Source organism: Acinetobacter sp. 102, assembly GCF_037028485.1.
GTDB lineage: Bacteria > Pseudomonadota > Gammaproteobacteria > Pseudomonadales > Moraxellaceae > Acinetobacter > Acinetobacter higginsii.
In genome coordinates this window covers 222,079-243,758 of sequence record NZ_JAZEZK010000004.1, presented here as the reverse complement: position 1 = coordinate 243,758, position 21,680 = coordinate 222,079, and the positions used below count along the sequence as shown (strand labels likewise).

At 42.2% G+C, this 21,680-nt stretch carries 19 protein-coding genes; 12 read left to right on the top strand and 7 right to left on the bottom strand.

Features of this window, described 5'->3' with window-relative positions:
* Positions 1-207 precede the first annotated feature (207 nt).
* The 7 genes from WA352_RS06030 (at position 208) to WA352_RS06000 (ending at position 5,343) form a co-directional block, all read left to right on the top strand.
* Positions 208-1,095, top strand: a complete 888-nt coding sequence (locus WA352_RS06030) for an MlaA family lipoprotein (RefSeq protein ID WP_004804518.1) — start codon at positions 208-210, stop codon at positions 1,093-1,095.
* A 130-nt stretch (positions 1,096-1,225) separates the two neighbouring features.
* Complete coding sequence (gene gigA, locus WA352_RS06025) at positions 1,226-2,194, top strand: RsbU family protein phosphatase GigA (RefSeq protein ID WP_005207100.1); 969 nt, start codon at positions 1,226-1,228, stop codon at positions 2,192-2,194.
* Positions 2,195-2,296: 102 nt separating this feature from the next.
* Positions 2,297-2,818, top strand: coding sequence for an anti-anti-sigma factor GigB (gene gigB / locus WA352_RS06020; protein WP_005207099.1), 522 nt, complete (start codon positions 2,297-2,299; stop codon positions 2,816-2,818).
* Positions 2,819-2,846: 28 nt separating this feature from the next.
* A complete protein-coding gene (locus WA352_RS06015) occupies positions 2,847-3,671 on the top strand; it encodes a carbon-nitrogen hydrolase family protein (protein ID WP_033134669.1) in 825 nt (274 codons plus the stop codon).
* Positions 3,672-3,882: 211 nt separating this feature from the next.
* On the top strand, positions 3,883-4,245 hold the full coding sequence (locus WA352_RS06010; RefSeq protein ID WP_004804513.1) for a DUF4951 domain-containing protein: 363 nt from the start codon (positions 3,883-3,885) through the stop codon (positions 4,243-4,245).
* Positions 4,246-4,383: 138 nt separating this feature from the next.
* Positions 4,384-4,821, top strand: coding sequence for a MarR family winged helix-turn-helix transcriptional regulator (locus tag WA352_RS06005; protein ID WP_005312319.1), 438 nt, complete (start codon positions 4,384-4,386; stop codon positions 4,819-4,821).
* 87 nt (positions 4,822-4,908) lie between these two features.
* Positions 4,909-5,343 (top strand): organic hydroperoxide resistance protein, encoded by a 435-nt coding sequence (locus WA352_RS06000; protein WP_005207095.1) that lies wholly within the window; start codon positions 4,909-4,911, stop codon positions 5,341-5,343.
* Positions 5,344-5,404: 61 nt separating this feature from the next.
* On the opposite strand, the gene gspE is transcribed toward WA352_RS06000, so the two are convergent.
* A complete protein-coding gene (gene gspE / locus WA352_RS05995) occupies positions 5,405-6,895 on the bottom strand; it encodes a type II secretion system ATPase GspE (protein ID WP_005207094.1) in 1,491 nt (496 codons plus the stop codon).
* 93 nt (positions 6,896-6,988) lie between these two features.
* Here gspE and WA352_RS05990 point away from each other — a divergent pair, with 93 nt between their 5' ends.
* Together WA352_RS05990 and WA352_RS05985 are read left to right on the top strand one after the other, a co-directional pair.
* Positions 6,989-7,810, top strand: a complete 822-nt coding sequence (locus WA352_RS05990; RefSeq protein ID WP_005207093.1) for a hypothetical protein — start codon at positions 6,989-6,991, stop codon at positions 7,808-7,810.
* Positions 7,811-7,819: 9 nt separating this feature from the next.
* Positions 7,820-8,737, top strand: a complete 918-nt coding sequence (locus WA352_RS05985) for a mechanosensitive ion channel family protein (protein WP_004804508.1) — start codon at positions 7,820-7,822, stop codon at positions 8,735-8,737.
* Here WA352_RS05985 and WA352_RS05980 read toward each other — a convergent pair.
* Positions 8,734-11,601 (bottom strand): DUF2339 domain-containing protein, encoded by a 2,868-nt coding sequence (locus tag WA352_RS05980; RefSeq protein WP_243308670.1) that lies wholly within the window; start codon positions 11,599-11,601, stop codon positions 8,734-8,736. The two genes, WA352_RS05985 and WA352_RS05980, sit on opposite strands and share 4 nt — an antisense overlap.
* Positions 11,602-11,789: 188 nt before the next feature.
* Between WA352_RS05980 and polA the strand changes: the two genes are divergently transcribed.
* Positions 11,790-14,555: a DNA polymerase I gene (polA, locus tag WA352_RS05975; RefSeq protein WP_241289233.1), complete on the top strand. Its 2,766-nt coding sequence runs from the start codon at positions 11,790-11,792 to the stop codon at positions 14,553-14,555.
* Positions 14,556-14,682: 127 nt separating this feature from the next.
* Positions 14,683-15,813 (top strand): acyltransferase family protein, encoded by a 1,131-nt coding sequence (locus WA352_RS05970; RefSeq protein ID WP_033134672.1) that lies wholly within the window; start codon positions 14,683-14,685, stop codon positions 15,811-15,813.
* Between the two features lie 41 nt (positions 15,814-15,854).
* Here the strand turns inward: WA352_RS05970 and WA352_RS05965 are convergent, their stop codons facing one another.
* From WA352_RS05965 to ppx, 5 genes are read right to left on the bottom strand one after another with little or no spacing between them, the layout of a single operon-like run.
* Positions 15,855-16,424, bottom strand: coding sequence for a YggT family protein (locus WA352_RS05965; protein ID WP_005184711.1), 570 nt, complete (start codon positions 16,422-16,424; stop codon positions 15,855-15,857).
* A gap of 16 nt (positions 16,425-16,440) precedes the next feature.
* Entirely contained in the window at positions 16,441-17,280 is an 840-nt protein-coding gene (gene proC, locus WA352_RS05960; protein WP_005207087.1) for a pyrroline-5-carboxylate reductase, read from the bottom strand.
* A 3-nt stretch (positions 17,281-17,283) separates the two neighbouring features.
* Positions 17,284-18,675, bottom strand: coding sequence for a tRNA lysidine(34) synthetase TilS (tilS, locus tag WA352_RS05955; protein ID WP_081406978.1), 1,392 nt, complete (start codon positions 18,673-18,675; stop codon positions 17,284-17,286).
* On the bottom strand, positions 18,612-19,436 hold the full coding sequence (locus WA352_RS05950) for an acetyl-CoA carboxylase carboxyltransferase subunit alpha (RefSeq protein ID WP_005146510.1): 825 nt from the start codon (positions 19,434-19,436) through the stop codon (positions 18,612-18,614). Before WA352_RS05950 ends, tilS begins: the two co-directional genes overlap by 64 nt.
* A 28-nt stretch (positions 19,437-19,464) precedes the next feature.
* Complete coding sequence (gene ppx / locus WA352_RS05945) at positions 19,465-20,985, bottom strand: exopolyphosphatase (RefSeq protein ID WP_004804500.1); 1,521 nt, start codon at positions 20,983-20,985, stop codon at positions 19,465-19,467.
* Between the two features lie 273 nt (positions 20,986-21,258).
* Here ppx and trxA point away from each other — a divergent pair, with 273 nt between their 5' ends.
* Positions 21,259-21,585, top strand: coding sequence for a thioredoxin (gene trxA / locus WA352_RS05940; protein ID WP_004804498.1), 327 nt, complete (start codon positions 21,259-21,261; stop codon positions 21,583-21,585).
* Positions 21,586-21,680 lie beyond the last annotated feature (95 nt).

Here is a 21,680-nt window from a genome sequence, read left to right as displayed (position 1 = left end):
ACATCCAACACAACCCCATTTTCATTCTTTTTTATTCGAGTGAACATTTTTAAACCAAAATCACAATTTTTCTTATATTTTTCGATCGAATTTGTTTTAATAATAGGAGAACAACTAAACTATATGCTCATCTTTATGTTGCGCGTTCTATGACGCAATCATTTTAATGGCTGTATTATTTCGCTCTAACAGCGATTAAGGACTTATATGCATTACTCAAATTTTATCTTGCTTGGGTTGTTAACTGCTGGAGCATGTTCATCAGTAGTCGCACAAGACACTCCCAGCGATTCAGCCAATCAAGCTAATGCTGTAACAAGCCAAGTCACTGCTGAGCAAAAAACCTCTACGATTCAAGCCATCAAAGATTTAAAACATCTGACCAAAGATGACTTAAAAGTAAATGCGAATGCAGCACAACCTGATTCTGTTAAAGACCCTCTACAACCATTGAATCGCCAAGTCTATGCATTCAATGACATGTTAGACCGTAACTTATTAAAGCCTATTGCAATTCAATATGTTGCTAAAGTGCCAGAACCTGTGCGTAGTCCTTATCGCCAATTTCGCAAAAACTTAGGTGAACCTTGGAATGCAGTTAACCAGTTAATGCAAGGTCGCCCAACGCGCGCCGCAAAAACTTTAGGCCGTTTTACAGTGAATACTTTAACGACTTTGGGTTTTGCTGATCCAGCACGTCGTTTGGGTTTAAGCACTGAAGAGGAAAGTTTTGGTGTGACTCTAGGCTATTATGGTGTTCCCTCTGGTCCTTATGTGATGTTGCCTTTCTTTGGCCCAAGTACCTTCCGTGATGGTTTTGGTTTAGCCGCCGATAGCTATGGTCGTCCACAAAAATACTTACTAGATGATCATGAAGGTATTTATTGGTCAACCAATGTATTACAGGCAGTTGATGCACGTTCTCAAATTCTTGATATTGAAGAAAGTCTAAAGGGTGACAAGTACGCAATGATTCGAGATTTCTATTTACAACGTAAAGCTTTCCAGATTGCAGAAAAGCGTGGCGACTCAAATGATGTTTCTTTCATTAGCGATGAAGATGACATTGATGACAGCTCTTCCCATGAAAAATGATTAATTTAAAATAATGTTTTACAAACTTATGTATTGCCAGAGAATTTAAACTCTGGCAATACTATATCCAAGGTCATCTTTCATCTATGATGAATTTTAAATGATCATACAAAGGATTGGCTATTCATCTATGTATTTCATACAACCCACGCGTTCCGTACCTTGTTTAGATCAAGCTTTAACTGAGTTACCGAGTTTGCAGATCATTCAAATTGATGACTTGGATTTGTATGATCAAACCATCATTGCAATTGCCGATGTACAAGACTTTTTAAAATATCAGTGGAAACTCCCAACAATTGTACTTGCATTTGAACATGAAGGCACAGCGTTAGCACAAGCATGGGAACAAGGTGCATTAGCAGGTTGGATTTGGGATAGTTTGCCAAAAAATCCGATTCATTCTTTGTTTAAAATAGATGCTCAATACAAACGTAATCAAGATAGTCGAGATTTACCCTCTGCTGCCGAATTACAAAAGCGTCTTTTACCGAACCCAATCGAATTACCAAACTATCAGTTTGAATCCCTTTTTCAACCGTCTGCTTATTTATCTGGGGATTGGTATGATTATTGGCGTTTAAATGATGAAGAAGTATTGTTCTATCTGGCTGATGTTTCAGGACATGGCGTCACCAGCAGCTTATTAACCTCGTGGATGGCAGCCTTTCATGGCCGTTCAAAAACACCAAGCCAATTGATTCAAAAGCTGAATGCGATGTTGGTACAAGAGAATATTGAAAAACACATTACCATGGTGGCTGGGATCTTAAATTTAGTCACCCATGAAGTGCGTTGGTCAAGTGCAGGACATTACCCTCCCCCCATTATTTTTGAACCGAATCAACCGCCTCAGATTCTAACGACCAGCAGCTTTCCACTTGGCCTGACTGAAGAGCTTGAAGTCGAAGAACACCACTGTAAATTAAGTCGTCATGCGCGGTTCATTTTATGCTCTGATGGTGCCTTGGAACCATTTGATGGTGGTCTGAACGATCAGTTTAATCAATTGGTCGAACATCTTCAAAATGACTCATTCAAAGCCCCTGAACATGTAGCAGATGACATTGCAATTTTGAGCATATGTCGAATGAATTAATATTAAAATCAATATCTTAATTAAATCACACCCTCCAACCACTTGTGTCTCCAATATCACTATGGGATAATTTCATATCCTTTCTCTGAAAATGGCATTTATATGTCAACAGGTCATGTTGAATATGCAAGTTTGAACGGAACGCATATTTTCAAGCTTATTGGCGAAGTGCGTGCTCACTCTTGTATAAGTCTAGACAAACTACTCAATCGAATTGAACAACAGCAAAATGTTGTTGGTGCAATCGTTGACTTAACCGAAACCACGTTTATTGACAGTACTGTTTTAGGTATATTGGCAAAACTAGGTTTAAAGCTTAAGCAAGTTCATCACATACAAGCCGTTATGCTCTCGACAAATCCAGATATTACGACCTTAGCCAATAGCATGGGGCTTGGGCAAGTATTTGTGATTTTAAACTACTGTGGCGATCCAAGTGTATGTACATTGGAGCTTACAGAAGAGCAAGTGACGCACAGCGCAATGCTCAACACTGTGCTCGATGCACACAAAACACTGATGCACTTGAACGAAAACAACCAAAATATGTTTGAACCATTGGTTAAGCAATTGCAAAAAGAGCAAGATTGCTTAAATCTCGACGTACAAAAACAAAACGCTTGATCGTTAAACTCAGTATCGTGATCTCCCTATGACCTTACTTTCTGTTGCACAGATGAATTCTCAAAATGACATTGAAGCAAACTTCGATGTCATCGAATCATTACTTCAACAAAGTAAGGCTCAAGGTGCTGAGCTGATTGTTTTCCCCGAGAATTTTGTTTGCTTTGCTGCGGGTAAGCAACGCGAAACCGCAGCACAATTCGAAGCAATTCAAGCACGCCTAGAACAGTTATCGCATCGTTATCAAATCTGGATTGTTGCAGGTACACTCCCATGCCCTTTCCGTCCAGATGGTTCGGTGATTCAAGATGGTCGCGTTCGCACGGTCAGCTTATGTATTAGTCCTGAAGGGACTGAAGCACGTTATGACAAAATCCACCTGTTTGATGTACAAGTCGGCGATGCTGTAGGTGGTTATCAGGAATCTAAATTCTTTGAACCTGGCGATCAAGTTGTGGTTGCCAAAACGCCTTTTGGCAATATCGGACTTATGGTCTGCTATGACTTACGCTTTCCTGAACTTGCTTTAACTTTACGTCAGCAAGGTGCCAATATCTTAACGGCCCCAGCTGCATTTACCTATACGACAGGCCAGCTCCACTGGCAATTATTGCTACAAGCACGGGCCATGGATAGTCAGTGTTATGTTTTAGGTGCTGCACAACAAGGTTGGCATGGTGAACAACGTCAAACTTGGGGACATGCCGGTATTACAGATAGCCGCGGCCAATTGCTGCAAAGCATTGAAACTGAAGGACACGGCCTAATCGCTAGTGAATTTGATCTTAAGACACAAAACACACTTCGCCTTGCAATGCCGTTAATGCAGCATCGTAAGATTATTGCCTATTAACTCCCTCTTCATCTTTACACCACTTTCAACACACTGCTGTACAAAATACAAGCACACAAGATCAATCTGACTGCAATGATCAACTTTTATAAATGCCTGATCTATAGAATCATGATTTAATACAAATTATTAATCATAGTAGAACAAAGTCAGCCAATTTTGGGCTAGCTATGATGTAACATCATCCGTTAATTCTTATTAAGCTTTATTCATGTTTAGATTGATTGTTATTTTCTTTTTTTTGGGGACCGCTGTACAACTTCACGCGACATCTGTGGATGTAGATGGTGATGAATCAACTCAATCATCTCGTGTTTTGTCTACGCCACAAAACTTATCGCTGAATGCTTTTGGGCAATGGATCATTGGCTGGGGAACAGGTGCTGAAGGTGCAAGGCAGAGATTAGACAATATTCAACGTGAAGACGTTATGGTCATTAAACAAAAAGGCACAACCTTAGAAATGATCAAAGCATGGCAGCAACATTTTGAACTTGAAGCTCAGAATAATCTCAATAACCCCACCGCACGCTACCGAGCAAGATTGATGAAAAAAATTGCTGAGCTTTGGTAATTGGCAATTTAAGTAAGCGATAGAAAGCATAAGTTTTTACAGCTTGTGCTTTTTTCATTTGAATTGATACTGAAACTACTTAGGTAATCGATTAGACCAAGATATACTGCATCTATTCAATTATTATTTGAGGGCTGCATGGGCGAAGAGCATCCGCAACTGTTATTAGACAATCAGTTATGTTTTCTGATTTATTCGACCAATCTCGCATTGAATCAGGTTTATCGCCAATTACTCGCACCACTTGGCTTAACCTATCCACAATATCTGGTGATGTTGGTGCTATGGGAAAAAGATCAGCTCTCTGTCTCAGAGATTGGTGAACGACTATTTTTAGAATCATCTACACTTACGCCATTACTAAAAAAACTTGAAGCAGCTGACTTAATTACTCGTCAACGCTCAAGTAAAGATGAACGACAAGTGATTATTACCCTGACCCCACAAGGGCAAGCTTTACAATTACAAGCGATTGATATTCCAAATCAACTGGCTCAAGCCGCATCCTGTTCACCAACAGCATTATTGGCACTAAAAGATCAGCTTTCAGAACTTCGCACACATCTAAACAAATAAGTTTAAAATTTACACAACAGCAACTTGTTTTTTAATTTATATCGTGTACGATTTAATTGTATTCAATATTATTTAGGAATAATAATCATGTCTTTAGAAAAAGTGGTTTATCGTGCGAAAGCAAAAGCAACAGGTGGTCGTGATGGTCGTGCAACGTCCTCTGACGGTGTTTTAGATGTGCAATTAGGGGTGCCAAAAGAAATGGGCGGTGCAGGTGGCGCAGTCACTAATCCAGAACAATTGTTTGCTGCTGGCTATTCTGCATGTTTCTTAGGTGCAATGAAGTTTGTAGCGAATCGCGATAAATTTAAAATTAGCAAAGATGCCTATGTTGAAGGTGAAGTCGGCATTGGTCCGATTCCAAATGGTTTTGGTATTGAAGTGACCTTGAATGTGTATTTAATTGGAATGGAACAAGCAGAAGCAGAGCAATTGGTTGCGGCTGCACATATCGTTTGCCCTTATTCAAATGCAACACGTAACAATATCGACGTTACTTTCAATATCGTGACGACTGCATAATCCGAATACTCAAACAAAAACAGCATGGTTAGACCATGCTGTTTTTTATTCGTGAATCGATTTATTCTTCCGCAGCTTCATTGGTGACACGAAGTACTTCTTCTAATGTGGTTTTTCCAGCCAATACTTTAAGTAAACCATCATCACGAATCGATGCAGCATGACGACGTGCATAATTTTCCAATTCATACTCAGCGGCATTGCCATGAATCAAACGGCGCATCGATTCATCGACTGGTACAATTTCATAAATTGCGGTTCGCCCACTAAACCCAACGTGTGAACATTTTTCACAACCATGTGGTTCCGGCAATTCCATATGTTCATCAACTTTGAGATGCTGAAATACTTGTCGCTCGAAATCATCAGCCTTACGCCAAGTCACACAATGCGGACATAAAGTACGAACCAGACGCTGCGCAATCACCCCAATCAGTGAACTAGCAAGTAAGAATGGTTCAATTCCCATATCTTTAAGACGCGTTACTGCACCAATTGCCGTATTAGTATGCAGTGTGGATAACACCAAGTGACCCGTTAAAGAGGCTTGTACTGCAATTTCCGCAGTTTCCAAATCACGAATCTCTCCGACCATCACCACATCTGGATCTTGACGCAACATCGCTTTTAACGCACGCGCAAAGGTCATATCCACTTTGGTATTGACCTGTGTTTGGCCAATACCTTCCAATTGATATTCAATCGGATCTTCGGCAGTCAAAATATTACGCGTATGGTCATTCAAATCTGACAATGCTGCATACAAGGTGGTGGTTTTACCTGAACCCGTTGGACCTGTCACCAAGATAATGCCATGTGGTCGATGAACCAGTTGCGTTAAACGATCATAGTCATTTTGCATCAAGCCCAAATGCGTCATGTTCAAGCGTCCGGCTTGCTTGTCCAGCAAACGCATGACCACACGTTCGCCATGCGAAGACGGTAAAGTTGAGACACGCACATCTACTTCACGCCCTGCGAGACGTAATGAAATACGACCATCTTGTGGTACACGCTTTTCCGCAATATCCAGTTTCGCCATGACTTTAATACGTGATACCAACAACGGCGCTAATTCACGGCGTGGCTGAACAATTTCACGTAGTTGACCATCGACACGTAATCGTACAGAAAGCTTTTTCTCAAAAGCTTCGATATGAATATCAGAGGCACTGACACGAATCGCTTCGGACAATAAAGCATTGATTAGACGCACGATCGGTGCATCATCTTCCTGATCCATCAAGTCTTCAGCTTCAGGTACTTGATCCGCCAAACTCAATAAATCTGGATGGTCTTCTAGGCCTGCCGCAACTTGTTGCGACTCGCCAGTATCCCCTGCATAGCTAGAACTCAGTAAGGCATGAAACTCTTGATCGGTACACAATTGATCGTGAGCTGTTTTCCCCAAAATTCGACGAGCTTCCTGCAAAGCAATACGCGCGGTGTCCTTGCGTCGTACAATAAAAACTTGATCGCCTTCATAACGTAACAAAACGCCATGTCGTTTAGCGAAACTATAAGGAATTTGTATTTGTTTAAGTATTTGCATCACACAAATAATGATAAAAGAAAGCAGTGAGTGTACTCTAAGCAGATTACAGCGTGAAGTCTGTTTAGCATACTCACACAGGAATTTTGCATCTTGTCTCAAAATAATCAATATCAAGCTCCCCATTCTGACGCTCTGAAATGGTGGGGCGAACAACAATTCGAAATTCAACAGGCCAAAGCGTGGCAATTCGGTTCATTGCTCTTTCGTCTCACCCGCGGCATCAAAGAATGGCGTTTGGAATATCATCGCCCTCAATTTCAGTATGACTATGAGCAGCAGTGGCGAATATTGAATGATATTGAATTTGCCATGCCGCCTCCGGCAAAAATCGAACGCTATATGTTCCACAAGACCAATGGCAGCTTTCATTTGATGCCTCGGTTGGCGGATCGCTCAGTGGTGATTCGACCTGTTGACCCGATTTATATTCCTGCGGGTCAGCGTGGCACCCTGTATATCAGTACCCCCTTGTGGATTGCGGGTTTGGTTGACGGTCTTTCTGAACCTCTATTTGATATTCCCGTGATTCAACCGAAAGATACTTGGTTTGGTAAAGACCCACAAAATGGTGAGATTTGCTACGCGACCTCTGTAGATGGTCGTATTGATTTGAATCTCCTCAAACCGCGTGCTTTCCGTGCGGTGACCCCGATTGAATTCCACAACACCAGTCACCATCAACTGCGTTTTGATCGCATGAATGTACCCGTCCCTGCACTGCCATTATTTTATAGCGAAAGTACAGGCCGTTTATGGACGTCTCAAATTAAAGTCTATTATGAGGGTACTGATCATCCAGCGCGTATTCGTATTGAAAATAAGACCCCAACCCAAGCGGGTGAAGTCACCTATGTGCATCCCCCTCGTGCACCAGGCAGTACTTTATTCAATATGTTTGATTCATTTTTTTAAGGGGTCGCGATGCCAAATTCGAATATTCCCAAAGATGTTGCCGGCAGCCTAACCAGTGTTTTCACCAACATTAACTTTGAGCGACTCAGTGAAATCGTGGTCGCCATTATTTTATGTTTTATCGGCTTCCTGATTGCACGTTTGGTTTCAAATGCCTTTATTCGCACGGTAGGTAGCCGCTTTAATGCGCATCAGCGTTTGTTATGGCGTCGGGGTATTTTTTACTTCATCTTCTTGCTATTCATTATGACCAGCCTCAGAGAAGCTGGTTTTAAACTCAGCGTATTTTTAGGTGCTGCTGGGATATTAACTGTCGCGCTCGGTTTCGCCTCTCAAACCTCTGCCAGTAACTTGATTAGTGGCTTGTTTTTGATTGGTGAAGGCTCTTTTGAAGTCGGTGACACCATTCAAATCACCTTAATTCGAGGTCAAACCATCGAAGGTGAAGTGATTTCGATTGATCTACTCTCAGTTAAACTTTTGACGCTGGATAATGTTTATATTCGTTTGCCGAATGAACAACTGATCCGAACCCCTGTGATGAACTTATCCAAATACCCGATACGGCGTATTCCAATCACCTTGGCGATTAACTTTCACGAAGACATTATTAAAGTGCGACATGTGCTGTTAGACGTTGCAGCCAAATATCCGCTGGTGATGGATGATCCTAAAGCCACGGTCACAGTGACGGCGTTTAGAGAATCTTCTATTGAACTGTTATTTGCGGTGTGGTGTCGTCAGGAAAACTCGCTCAAAGTACGCGATGAAATGCAGGAACGCATTCGTAATGGCTTCTTGGAAAATGAGATCGAGATTCCTGTACCGAAGATGGGCCTGATTGACCGACCTCTTCCCTTAGAAAATGACGAAGTTGATCAATATGCCAATCAAAAAGAACTCAAAAAAGAACAGAAAGAGAGTTAACTCTCTTTCTGAGTCTGTTCTATCGCAGGGGGTAAAGGTGCTAGATAAGCAATGACCAACATTACAGCCCCCGAACCAATAAAAGAAATCACACGGGTTAAAGTGCCACTTTGCGATAAATCCAATAACAACAGTTTCGTTACCACAATGCCTAACAAAGCTGCACCGACAAACCAAATTTGTCGGATGTGGCGGCGGCTGGAAAAAGTCATTAGAACAAAAGCTAAAATAACCCACAATAGTGTCAAACTGAGTTGAACATCACCATTCGACCAAATTGCTGTCCCCCAGAATGGTGTGCCCAAATAATGATGCATAGCACGCACCACCACACTACTCAGCACCAATAGGCCAATCAAAATGGTGGTAACTTTAAAGCCCCATTCCATCGAGCGTTCTGCACTAAAGTCATGCTGATATATCGTCCAGATCAGACCTGCAAACACCAGTAAAGACAAAAGATCGGTAGGATTGATTAACGGTAAAGCATAATACTGTTCAGCCGAATACGGATCTAGACTAATCAGCAATAACCAAAACAGGCTTAAGCCCCATACAGGTAATTGATGTAATAACTGTGTTTTATGCGATCGTAATAACCAAACAGCATAAATCACAGGGATCAACGCAAGCGCTGCAATCGGCATGATTGGGAAAATGGCCAAACCGATACTGGCAAGACTCAACCACAGCAACGTCGCCCAAATCACCGTATAGACGCTAGACTTGCTCAAATTCAAGCTGATCAGCAGCAAGGACAATAAGCTCGCAGCGACAGCAAAGCCAACCTGATTTAAGGTGCTCGGCCAATGTCCTGTTGAGTAAACCTCTACAGCAAAAGTTTCCCCGTACAGTAAGAATAACAACACCGCCACCAAAATCAGCTGTAGATTGCCCCACTGCAAACGTGATTTAACATACACAGCCAGACTAAACAATGCCAATAATATTGCATCAATCGCGAGATAAGGGCTCAGCCCATGTTGTTGCCATTGCATCCATTCAACAGCAGCAATCGCGCCTGAATACAAACCGAGTGCCAGAAAAACCCCACTCAACATACGGGCACTGAAATACTTCTCGACTTCTTGATAATGCAATAAGTAAAAAGCAGAAATAAATTGAGCAAGCGCAAAAATCGCGGTACTTAAAATTGGGAAATGATCGTTTGACCACACTTGGAACAGCAGCGCCACTGAACTTAATAATACCAATGCCACGCCAACATAACGGCTTAAACGATATCGCTCGGTCACGCCCCAAACAATCAGTGCAGTTCCCTGAATCACCCAACCTGTTGACGTCCAATGTGCTCCTTTGGCCAGCGGGAAAATCAACGCAACGAAGACCACAGCAAGAATAAAGAAACTTTTAGCCAAAATTGATAATTGTGGATGCTGGCGTTTAATCCAGATATTTAAACTGATATACACAATCGCGAGTGCAACCGCTCCCCAAGTGAGTGCTGAGGTCGAGTTATGCATTAAATAAGCATGTAGCGAAAAGCCCAGTACAGGAACACTAAAAATCAGGCCTACATCTAAAATCGGTTGTAAACGCTCAGATGCCTGAGCTGTTTGTTGCTGCGCATTTTGAGCACGTAACATCAATTGGCTATAACGAATACTCAGCCAGATAAATAGCGCTATATGTAGCCAGAGAATGATATCTAGCGTATTAAACTGCGAGGTTTTTGCATAAATCCCGATCGTCGAACCACCAATAAACATGGTGGCGAAGAAAGCAATTTGATGCAGAATTTTCCAGGGTTGAATAAAATTCAACGCAGCCACGGCTAAGTTAATGACAAAATAATAACTAAATAAGAAAATCACATCAGGATGATTTTGTGGAATGACCAGCGGAGCCAGATAGGCCATGGTTAAAGCCAACATCGCCAAATACAAGGCTTGTTGCTTTAAACTTAAGTAAACGGTCGCCAATAATAAAATGACAAACAGAATACTAGCGGTACTTAAGCTGGCAATGACGGCGAAATGATGCGAGAAGATCAGGGTTAAAAAAACTACCGCTAAACCGACGCCTTGTAGAGCCACTGCAAATAATTGATTTTTCTTTTGCAGTAAATATCCTGCAACAGTTGTGGCTACGCCCGCAATCGCAATAAAACCCAGTTTCACACCTAAGCTGAGTTGCCAATGTTCACTGGCAAAACGTAAGAGTAAAATCACACCGACCATTAATATGGCAACAGCAACACGGAGAATGGGATTACCATGTATCATCCAGTCCAATGCAGGCTGCCACCAAGCAGGTTGTTTGGATTCAGAAGAATGAGCAGCGGAAGTAGCGTTCTGAAGTATTGGACTTTGAACTGATTCAGGTCGAGCCTGCATCCAAGCTGGCTGCTGCTGTTCCACAATTGCAGAGTTTGAAGCTGTCGTTTCATCCCATTCAGCAGATTGAGCAATATTTGGCGTCTGTTGTTGTGGCTGAATTAAAATATCTGGATTGAGTGATTGTGTTGCAACCTGCTCTAAATGCAGCAATCGGGTTTGAAAAGCACTGATGGTTTGGATCAAACACAACAACAATACCAATAAAGCGCCACCTGCGAGCCAGATCCAAGTATTGGCATAGGCAAATAAGGCGACGAGTGCCGCGGCATATATCACAATTTTTTGTACGCCAATACCAGCCCCTAATGCAGAATAGCTCGGTGCAGCTTGCTCTAGTTGCAGCAAACGCTGATGAATTTCAGACAGAACGTGCACAATAACAACGGTCAATCCAATCCCAGCAGCAACAATTGTCCCTTGCCACTTCAATACAATTGCAGCCGCAAGCAATACAGCCAAGGCAATTAATACAACGATGAGTCCCTGTTTGTCTTTTTTATACATAGACTTATATCAATTATGACAGCTTCATTGCGGCTATCTTACTTGATCACTAGATAGGCAGGTATTGTTACATACAAAATACTGCAAATTTTAAACGACATAAGCAGCCGCTCTCCGTCCAGTTCAGATAAGACAGCCACCACTTTTTCACGTAAAATACCGAGTAATTTATAATTAGGATTTGCGCAATGCCACCTTTTGTCTTGGTAGACGGGTCTTATTTCTTATTTCGTGCTTTTCACGCCTTACCCCCATTAACCACGTCGACTGGCTTACATACCAATGCCATTCGAGGTGCAATCTCAGCGATCCAAAAACTGATGCGTCGCACTCAGCCTACCCATATGGCTGTGATTTTTGATACGCCAGAACCAACCTTCCGTCATAAATTATCGCCAATCTACAAAGGCGATCGTCCAAGCATGCCTGAGGAGTTATCTCAACAGATTCCTTATTTACATGCATTGATCAAAGCGCAAGGGATTCCTTTGTATTTTCTCGCAGGTGCAGAAGCGGATGACATTATTGGGACTTTAACCAAACGTGCCTTGGCAGAAGGTCATCACGTCCTCATCTCGACGGGCGACAAAGACATGGCGCAGTTGGTCAATGAACATGTCAAACTGGAAGACAGCTTTAAAGAACGTGTTTTAGATGAAGCAGGTGTTTTTGAAAAGTTCGGTGTACATCCAAATCAAATTATCGATTACCTCACCCTGATGGGCGATGCGTCTGACGGCATCATGGGCGTTCCAGGTGTTGGCGCAAAAACAGCGGCAAAGCTGCTGAATGAATACGGCACATTAAACAATATTATTGCCAATGCTGATCAGCTTAAAGGCAAACTCAGCCAGAATATTAAAGATAATGTAGACAACATCAAAGTTGACCATCAACTTGCCAGCATTGTCTGTGATCTTGATCTTGCCTTAGATTGGCATGACCTCAAACTCGCCAATCCTAATGTGGATCAACTCCGTGAGCTCTATACTGAATTAGAATTTCGTAACCAATTACAATCCTTAGACCATCCCAACAATCCCAATAGTTCTGCTTATCAACAAACCTCGCAAAGTATTGCCAAAGCTGAACTAAAAGCAGAACCCGTGGTGGCTGAAGATCATGCCAATCTATCAAGTCAAGATGATCAACTCGGTAATGCGACTTATCATACGGTATTGAGCCAACAAGATTGGGATGCCTTATTGCAGCGTATGCAGCAAGCCAATCATTTTGCGATTGATACTGAAACGACTAATCTGGATTATCGCTTTGCCGAACTGGTCGGTTTCTCGGTCGCGTTTGATGCCAAAGATGCCTATTACGTTCCTGTGGCACATGATTATGAAGGTGCCCCTGAACAACTGAATCGTGAACTGGTTCTGGCTCAGATCAAACCGATCCTTGAAAATGAACAAGTCAAGAAAATTGGTCATCATTTAAAATATGATGCGCATATCTTTGCCAATCATGGTATCACCATTCAAGGTTGGTATTTCGATACCATGCTTGCTTCATATGTATTGAATGCCGCTGCAACGCGACATGGTATGGACGATGTTGCTCGTCTTTATCTCAGCCATTTGACCACGACTTTTGAACAAATCGCAGGTAAAGGTGCAAAGCAAAAAACCTTTAATCAGATTGAGCTTGAAGTCGCAGCGCATTATGCCGCCGAAGATGCGCATGTCACTTATCGTTTGTATGAAGTCCTTGCAGCAAAACTGAAAGCCCATCCAGAACTGGTCAATATTCTACATAATATTGAAATGCCTGTTGCTCGCGTGCTCACAGGCATGGAAGAAGATGGCATTAAGCTGGATCATCAATTCCTCGATCAACTCAGTGTCGAGTTTTCAGAAACCATTCAAACGCTGGAAGCTCAAGCAGCGGAATTGGCAGGCGAAGCCTTTAATGTTGCTTCACCAAAGCAAGTCGGTGAAGTCCTGTTTGAGAAACTTGGACTCAAAGGGGGTAAGAAAACTGCAACAGGTCAATACAGCACCAGTGAAAGTATTTTAGAGAAAATCGAACATCCATTGGCTGAAGTCATTTTGGAACATCGTGGCTTGGCAAAACTCAAAAATACCTACACCGATCGCCTGATTGAACAATCGCATGACACAACCCATCGTGTACATACCAGCTATCATCAAGCTTTAACTGCAACAGGCCGCTTGTCTTCAACCGATCCAAACCTGCAAAACATTCCAATTCGTACTCCGATTGGGCGTCAAATTCGTAAAGCCTTTATTGCACCTGAGGGCCGAGTGTTACTCGCTGCCGATTATTCGCAAATCGAACTGCGTTTGATGGCTCATTTCTCTCAAGATGATGCGTTAGTTCATGCCTTCCAACAAGGTCAGGATGTACACCGCCGCACTGCATCTGAAGTACTTGGCATTGCCATTGAAGATGTGACCAATGACCAACGTCGCCAAGCCAAAGCGGTTAACTTTGGTCTGCTCTATGGTATGTCTGAATTTGGTTTAACCCGTCAACTTGGCTTTAGCCGTGAAGAATCACGCAGCTACATCGCACGTTACTTCCAGCGTTATCCGGGCGTATTGGATTATATGGAACGTACGCGTCAGATTGCGCGTGAACAAGGCTTTGTTGAAACCATTTTAGGCCGTCGTCTATATACACCAGACATTATGGCAAGCAATAAAATGATCAAACAAGCAGCTGAACGCGCGGCAATCAATGCGCCTTTACAAGGCAGTGCGGCAGATATTATTAAACTTGCTATGATTGCAGTCGATAAAATGCTACCTAAAGATCAAGCCAAGCTGTTATTACAAGTGCACGATGAACTTGTGTTTGAAGCGGATGCTGCGATTGCGGATGAACTATCCAAGCAAATTGCTGAAGTGATGCAATCGGTATTAGAAATTTCAGTGCCGTTTGTGGTTGAAGTTGGGCAAGGTCCAAACTGGGATGCTGCCCACTAAGCCATCCACACACTCGAAAAACAAAATGTTTCTTGCAGACAGGGGATAAACTCCCCTGCGCTACAAGAAAACTGAAAATAAAGAATATCTGATAAAAATTAATTCGTATAGGAGAAAGGAATGCAATATGTCCTTTAATCAAGTCCAATTTAAACGCTTTCACTCTATTGATTCATTACGCTGTATTTCAATCTTTTTGGTTTTACTGCATCACTTCAATATCCCTTATAAGCTCTTTGACACCTCGATCAATTTTCAGTTTTTTGGTGAAAACATCACCACGCTTTTAGCCCGCAATGGTAATTATGGTGTCACCATGTTCTTTGTCATCTCGGGCTATCTCATCACCTCACATACCATCAAACGCTGGGGTGCATTACATCAGATCAATACGCGCGACTTTTATATTTCACGATTCGCTCGCATCATGCCAACCTTGATTCTGCTGATCTGTCTGGTCAATATCTTCGGTGCATTTGAGCTTAAATCTTTTATGACTCAGGCTCCAAATGGCATTGTCGTCGCTCAGTCAACAGTTAACCTAGCAGCGTTGACCTTTTGGATGAACATCCTAATTATTGAAAATGGTTGGGTCAACTATGCGCTTGGCGTGTTATGGTCTTTATCTGTGGAAGAAGTGTTTTATCTACTGTTCCCACTGACAGCACTGCTATTCAAGAAAAAGCCCTACTTTCTATTTGTCTGTTTCGCGCTGATTCTATTTGCACCTTATTTTAGATATTTACATTATGGTGAGGAAAGTGGTGCCTACCTCTACCATTACTTCTCTAGTTTTGATGGGATTGCCTTTGGCTGTATTGCAGCACTGATCGCACCGCAACTTAAGCTGCAAGCCGAAACTTGGTTAGGGTTGAAATACCTTGCCATTGCGACGATGTTTATCATTTATTTTTCTGCACCAATTAAACAAAACTGTATTTGGGGCGTCAGCCTATTTGCACTTGCGACAGCAATCGTGATTGTTGCGAATGTGGCAAATGAACACAGCACCACGCTGACACAGCGGTTTAAGTGGTTACAGGAGATTGGCAAGAATAGTTATGAAATTTATTTATTCCACCTGATTATTTTAGGTTTTTTTAAACTGTTTTATACGCCAGCAGTCACAGAAGGCAACATTAAACTGATCTTATTATTGGTCTATTTTGTCCTTGCGATTGGGCTAGGTGCTTTCATTGCACGCTATTTCTCCAATCCATTAAATCGAGCCATACGGCAACGTTTGATCAAGAAATAAAAAATGGGCATAACGCCCATTTTTTATTGAATCAGATTGGCTTAAAGACCAGTTAATAGCACTTTAGCTGCTTCGTTCATCAGAATCTCAGCCACGTACAAAGCCAAGAACGCCAAGATTGGAGACAGGTCAATCATCCCCATGTTCGGCAATAAGCGACGGAATGGTGCAAGCAATGGTTCAGCCAATTCTTGGATCACTTCAATATAAGGTGAGCGTGACTGCGTAAACATCACCACCCAACTTAAAATGATCGTTGCAAAAATCAAGTAACGACAGAAGCGAATCAAATCTTGAATCATGGTCACAAATGTCGTAATCACCAGATACACCGCACTATGTGGCATCTGCCCAGACAAATACATCAGACCAAACATTTTCAGGAGATACAGCACCACCAACAAAGCAACTGCCGCTAAATTGACACGGCCTTTACCAATCGTCGGGAAAATGCGGCTAAACACATCCACAATCTTGGTGGCTTTCACGGTTGAAAGCACTACAGGATTGTATGGACTGACTGCTGCCAATTGCATTAAAAAACGGAAAAAGACCAATAAAATTGCAACATTGATCAAAACACCAAAAATTAGCGCAGAACTTGCACCCATAATTGTCTTATCCTACTTAAACCGATTTAGTCTTGTCACTCAACTCTTGCGCTAGCTCTTGGCTACGCTTCTGAGCTGCTGCAAGCGCTGCTTGAATATTTTGTGAAATCTGCGCACGATCAAACACTTCTAAAGCTGCTTGCGTTGTGCCATTTGGAGAGGTCACATTTTTACGTAATTCTGCCGGAGAATTTGAGCTGGTAATTGCCATTTGTGCCGCACCCAACGCTGTTTGCAAGGTCAATGCCGTCGCCACTTTTTCATCGAGTCCCAGATTCTTGCCAGCACGAATCATACTTTCCATCAAATAGAAGAAGTATGCTGGACCAGAACCAGAGACTGCGGTTACGGCATCAATTTGAGCTTCAGTTTCCACCCAAATGGTTAAACCTGTCGCCGCTAAAATTTGACTGGTTAACTCACGATCTTGAGCATTTACCGCTTCAGATGCATAAATACCATGTGCACCTGTTTGGACTAATGCTGGCGTATTCGGCATGACACGGACAATACGTTGACTACCACCAATTAAATCTGAAATCGTTTGAATTTCAGCACCCGCAATAATTGAGATCACGAGTTTATCTGACAATAAACCTTTTAATGGTTGTAATACCGTTGCCAAAACTTGAGGTTTGACCGCCAATACCACAACGTCCGCATTTTTAATTGCATCCACATTGTCAGTGGTAGTTTGAATATTTTTTTCTTCTAAGATGTGACGAATTTGTTCTACAGGATCGGAAACGGTAATGCGCGTTGTGGGTAAACCACGAGATAGCAACCCACCAATCAAGGCCTGTGCCATGTTGCCGCCGCCAATAAAACAAATATTTTGGTTCAATGTTGTCGCCATGTCCTACTCATCATACGAAAAAGACTGCTGAAAAACGTCATTACAGTCAGAAATTAAACTTGGTTGCCAACCGCCCTGCTCTAAATAATCAGATTGCGCCAACCAAAAACCCTTTGGGCTAAAAACCCCAAGCATAACATTATCTACGACTAATATTTGAATTGTATGACGTAACCAAGGCAAAATCTGTAGCTCTTGAATGGCTTTTTTCAACGGCCAATGTCCAACACGACCATAAAGATGAATTTTTTCACCCCCCTGTCGTTTAAGCAACCTTAACTCTCGCCCTAAAAGCCGAGATGAAAGACCAATATTTTGAGTTTCAATCTTAAATTGTCCAGCCGCAACATTGATGGTTTCGCCCATATCAAACTGTTGTGACAACGTATCTGGAAAGGAAAATAATTTTTCTGCGTACAGCTCATCGTGGGTTAAACGATATAACGTTTTCTGATAGCGAACGAAATAATGTTGATTGATATGTAAAGTTGCCTGCGCATCTGGCTTTGCAAGAATGACCTCATGCTGCAATCGCTGCACCATATCATAACTTGGTCGATATTGATCCACCCCCTTCATCCAAGTCGATAACAATTGACGTTGCCGTGCAGCCGAGAGTTGCTGCAACTTGATCAGATCAAGTACACGATCGGTCGCACAGTGTTGCCAATCCGTCTGCAACACGTCATCCAGTATTTCCGCAGCATCCTGCATCAAAGAACTAGTCCGTGCTACAGCTGCCTGCATTTTGGGGAAGCGTTTTTGTAAGACATCCCATAATTCTTTTCGACACCACGCCCGATCGTAGTGCGTATCATGATTAGTTGGGTCTGTCACATAGGCAAAACCAAGTTGCTGCGACCATTGTTCAATTTGCTCGCGACTCACATCTAAAAATGGTCGCCAAATGGTCATGTCTTGACGAATATCAAGTTGCTGCATCGCAGCTAATCCATGCACGCCTGCTCCAGAAAACAAGCGTAATAATAGCGTCTCAGCCTGATCCTGCTGATGATGGGCCAAAACTAAAATTTCATTGGATTGTAAATGCTGTTGATACGCTTGATAACGCGCTTGACGCGCTTGCTGTTCCAAATTGCCTGTCGCAACGTCTACTTGCTGGATAATACACGGGATATTTAAGGCATCTGACTGCTGCTTTACAACACGACCCCATTCGGCACTCATTGCTTGTAGTTGATGATCAACATAAATCGCACGGGTTTGAGTCGGAAAAAGTTCAGACATTAGAAACAGCAACAGCATGGAATCCATGCCGCCGCTACACCCAATCAAGAATTGAGTTTGTTCAGAAAAATGCTGGGTTTGTGCTAAGACGCGATGCCTAAATTGCTGCTGCCAAACTTCATTAAACGTTGATAACGTGCGTCGCATCGTTCTTGTGCATCCATCGGTTGCAATTCATCTAAAGCTTGTTTTAACACATCTTTCAAATCATGCATGACTTTTTCAGGCTGTAAGTGCGCACCGTCACCTTCATCCACAACATATTCAACAATGCCTAATGCTTGAAGTTTATCTGCAGTTAGAGAAAGTGCTTCACTCGCTTGTGCTGCTTTATCTGCGGTTTTCCATAGAATAGACGCACAACCTTCAGGTGAAATCACCGAATAAATACTGTGTGACAGCATAATCACACGATCGGCTACACCAATACCAAGTGCACCACCCGAACCGCCTTCACCAAGAATCGTGGCAATCACAGGCACTTTTAAACTTGAAAGTTGTGCCAAGCTGGTTGCAATTGCTTCTGCTTGACCACGTTCTTCAGCTCCTACACCAGGGTATGCACCCATGGTATCGACGAAAGTAAATACAGGTAAATTGAAACGCTCAGCCATATCAAGTAAACGTTGTGATTTACGATATCCTTCTGGATTACACATCCCAAAGTTATGCTGTAGTTTTTCACGTGTGCTGCGACCACGATGTTGACCAACCACCATTACAGGTTGTCCGTCAAAACGTGCCAAACCACCAATCATGGCACCATCATCACCAAATAAACGGTCGCCGTGAAGTGCATCAAATTCAGTAAAAATTTCACTGACATAATCTAGAAATTGCGGACGCTCAGGGTGTCGTGCAATTTGAACCGTAGCCCAAGCCTTGGACTGAGTCGCTTTATTTTTCATAAGTCAAGAATGGTCCATAATAATATGGTTAATCAACAAATTTGTCTGACTGAATATTTAACTCAATGTCCCAGTGCTTAAATTGCACCTGCTCATCATGCAGGTCTGCAACCAATAAAGGCCATTGTTTAGCATCGCCAGAAACGCTGAGTTGCCATTGTTGATCATTTACAACACTCAGTTCAATGGCAGGAAGCATCTGATCACTACGACTATGGTTCAGTAAAACTGCAAGACGAAGTAATAAGCAAAGGTAGATTAAATGACTACCACCGACCTTTAAAACGTCATTTTTTGCATCTGCACGTAACTTACGACGATGGTGTGAAACCAAGTGTGAAAGATGATTTTGATCAATTTGTGAGAAACCTGGAATATCCGAATGTTGCAATAAATATGCCCCATGACGGTGATAACCACCATGGCTAATCGCTAAACCGATTTCATGCAGATAAGCTGCACGACGTAGTAAGTCACTGTCTTCAGTCGTTAAATTTAACGCATCGGCAACACCATCAAACAACTCTTGTGCCGTATTGACCACCCGTTCAGCTTGTTTGGGATCTGCGTTATAACGTCCCATAAGTGCTTGCACACTGCGGTCACGAATATCTTCATGCTTAAAACGACCGAGCAAGTCATACATCACGCCTTCACGTAATGCACCGTCAGAATATGCCAATTTGTCGATATCTAAGACTTCAAAAATGGCATACAAAATCGCAAGGCCGGCTGGCAAAACTGCTCGACGGTCTTCACGTAGACCTTCAAAATCAATTTCAGAAATATGTTTAAATTTGAGCAAACGATCTTTTAATTTATATAAACCATCACGGGTCAAGTTTTCTTGCTCATCACTTAAACCGAGATTAACCGCGATCTGACGGCAGGCTTTAATGGTTCCGCTTGATCCGACGACAGTATCCCAACCCACAGATTTATAAGTATTGGCTATGGCGGACATTTCTTTGCGTGCAGCAACCACGGCTTTATCAAATGCTTTGCTGGTAATTTCACCATCAGGGAAATAGGTTTTACTATAGGCCACACAGCCCATTTGTAAGGATTCGGTATGCAGCGGCTCAAATTCCTCACCGATGATAAACTCGGTTGAACCACCACCAATATCCACGACTAAACGTCGACCACCATTGGCCATGGTATGTGAAACGCCCAGATAAATCAGACGCGCTTCTTCACGACCCGCAATAATTTCAATCGGTTTCGGTAAAATTTCGGCTGCTTTTTGGATAAATTCGTGACCATTTTTTGCTTGTCTTAACGCATTGGTTGCCACGATACGTAAACGATTCGGTTGTACTGAGCTCAAACGCCCAACAAAACGGGCTAAACATGCCAGTCCACGCTGTTGCGCAGCTTCGGTTAAATTCTTATTTTCATCAAGCCCAGCTGCTAACTGTACTTTTTCTGACATTGAAGCAACTTTCTTAACTTCACCGTGATCAACACGAGCGATTGCCAGATGGAAACTATTCGATCCCATATCAATCGCAGCAAGTAATTCTTCATCAATCAGAAAATCAGACATTATTCATATAAACCCATGCTCAATTCACGCATTAGAGTAATTCACATGCTTACAATTTTAAAGTCATTTTAAGCAATAAAAGTACTGTATTTGCGCTTTTACTTAATAAATGATTGTAGAAGTCGATGATCAACATCGTGAGCATCCATTAGACTTTTCGGTTTCAAACTTGAATAATCAGAACAAACCCTTACATTGAGTAAAGTAGCAATGTAATATTCATCGTGATGATGATTAAATTCGCACTTTATTTCTTAAATTTGGAGCAACCTCATGTCTGCGACTATTGTTAATACAACTGATGCAAACTTCCAAGCAGATGTTTTAGATGCTGAAACTCCTGTACTTGTTGATTTCTGGGCTGGCTGGTGTGCACCTTGTAAAGCAATTGCACCTGTTCTTGAAGATCTATCAACTGAATATGCAGGAAAAGTAAAAATCGTTAAAGTTGACGTGACTGCATGTGAAGATACTGCTGTAAAATATAACATTCGTAATATCCCAGCATTATTGATGTTTAAAAATGGCGAAGTTGTTGCTCAACAAGTTGGCGCAGCGCCGCGTTCAAAACTTGCAGCATTCATTGACCAAAACATCTAATTCGATTGTCACACGGTCAATACAAGAAATACGCGATTGATTGAATCGCGTATTTCTTAGTAAAAATTGACAATTTACTTGATTTCCTCTATATT

Excerpts from the sequence above, each read along its gene's own strand:
- ppx (WP_004804500.1), bottom strand. The coding sequence starts at position 20,985 with ATGTCTGATTTTCTGATTGATGAAGAATTACTTGCTGCGATTGATATG.
- tilS (WP_081406978.1), bottom strand. The coding sequence starts at position 18,675 with ATGCGACGCACGTTATCAACGTTTAATGAAGTTTGGCAGCAGCAATTT.
- proC (WP_005207087.1), bottom strand. The coding sequence starts at position 17,280 with ATGGCGACAACATTGAACCAAAATATTTGTTTTATTGGCGGCGGCAAC.
- WA352_RS06005 (WP_005312319.1), top strand. The coding sequence starts at position 4,384 with ATGGGCGAAGAGCATCCGCAACTGTTATTAGACAATCAGTTATGTTTT.
- WA352_RS05985 (WP_004804508.1), top strand. The coding sequence starts at position 7,820 with ATGCCAAATTCGAATATTCCCAAAGATGTTGCCGGCAGCCTAACCAGT.
- trxA (WP_004804498.1), top strand. The coding sequence starts at position 21,259 with ATGTCTGCGACTATTGTTAATACAACTGATGCAAACTTCCAAGCAGAT.
- WA352_RS06010 (WP_004804513.1), top strand. The coding sequence starts at position 3,883 with ATGTTTAGATTGATTGTTATTTTCTTTTTTTTGGGGACCGCTGTACAA.
- WA352_RS05970 (WP_033134672.1), top strand. The coding sequence starts at position 14,683 with ATGTCCTTTAATCAAGTCCAATTTAAACGCTTTCACTCTATTGATTCA.
- WA352_RS05980 (WP_243308670.1), bottom strand. The coding sequence starts at position 11,601 with ATGTATAAAAAAGACAAACAGGGACTCATCGTTGTATTAATTGCCTTG.
- WA352_RS05950 (WP_005146510.1), bottom strand. The coding sequence starts at position 19,436 with ATGAAAAATAAAGCGACTCAGTCCAAGGCTTGGGCTACGGTTCAAATT.
- polA (WP_241289233.1), top strand. The coding sequence starts at position 11,790 with ATGCCACCTTTTGTCTTGGTAGACGGGTCTTATTTCTTATTTCGTGCT.
- gigA (WP_005207100.1), top strand. The coding sequence starts at position 1,226 with ATGTATTTCATACAACCCACGCGTTCCGTACCTTGTTTAGATCAAGCT.
- WA352_RS06015 (WP_033134669.1), top strand. The coding sequence starts at position 2,847 with ATGACCTTACTTTCTGTTGCACAGATGAATTCTCAAAATGACATTGAA.
- WA352_RS06000 (WP_005207095.1), top strand. The coding sequence starts at position 4,909 with ATGTCTTTAGAAAAAGTGGTTTATCGTGCGAAAGCAAAAGCAACAGGT.
- gspE (WP_005207094.1), bottom strand. The coding sequence starts at position 6,895 with ATGCAAATACTTAAACAAATACAAATTCCTTATAGTTTCGCTAAACGA.
- gigB (WP_005207099.1), top strand. The coding sequence starts at position 2,297 with ATGTCAACAGGTCATGTTGAATATGCAAGTTTGAACGGAACGCATATT.
- WA352_RS05965 (WP_005184711.1), bottom strand. The coding sequence starts at position 16,424 with ATGGGTGCAAGTTCTGCGCTAATTTTTGGTGTTTTGATCAATGTTGCA.
- WA352_RS06030 (WP_004804518.1), top strand. The coding sequence starts at position 208 with ATGCATTACTCAAATTTTATCTTGCTTGGGTTGTTAACTGCTGGAGCA.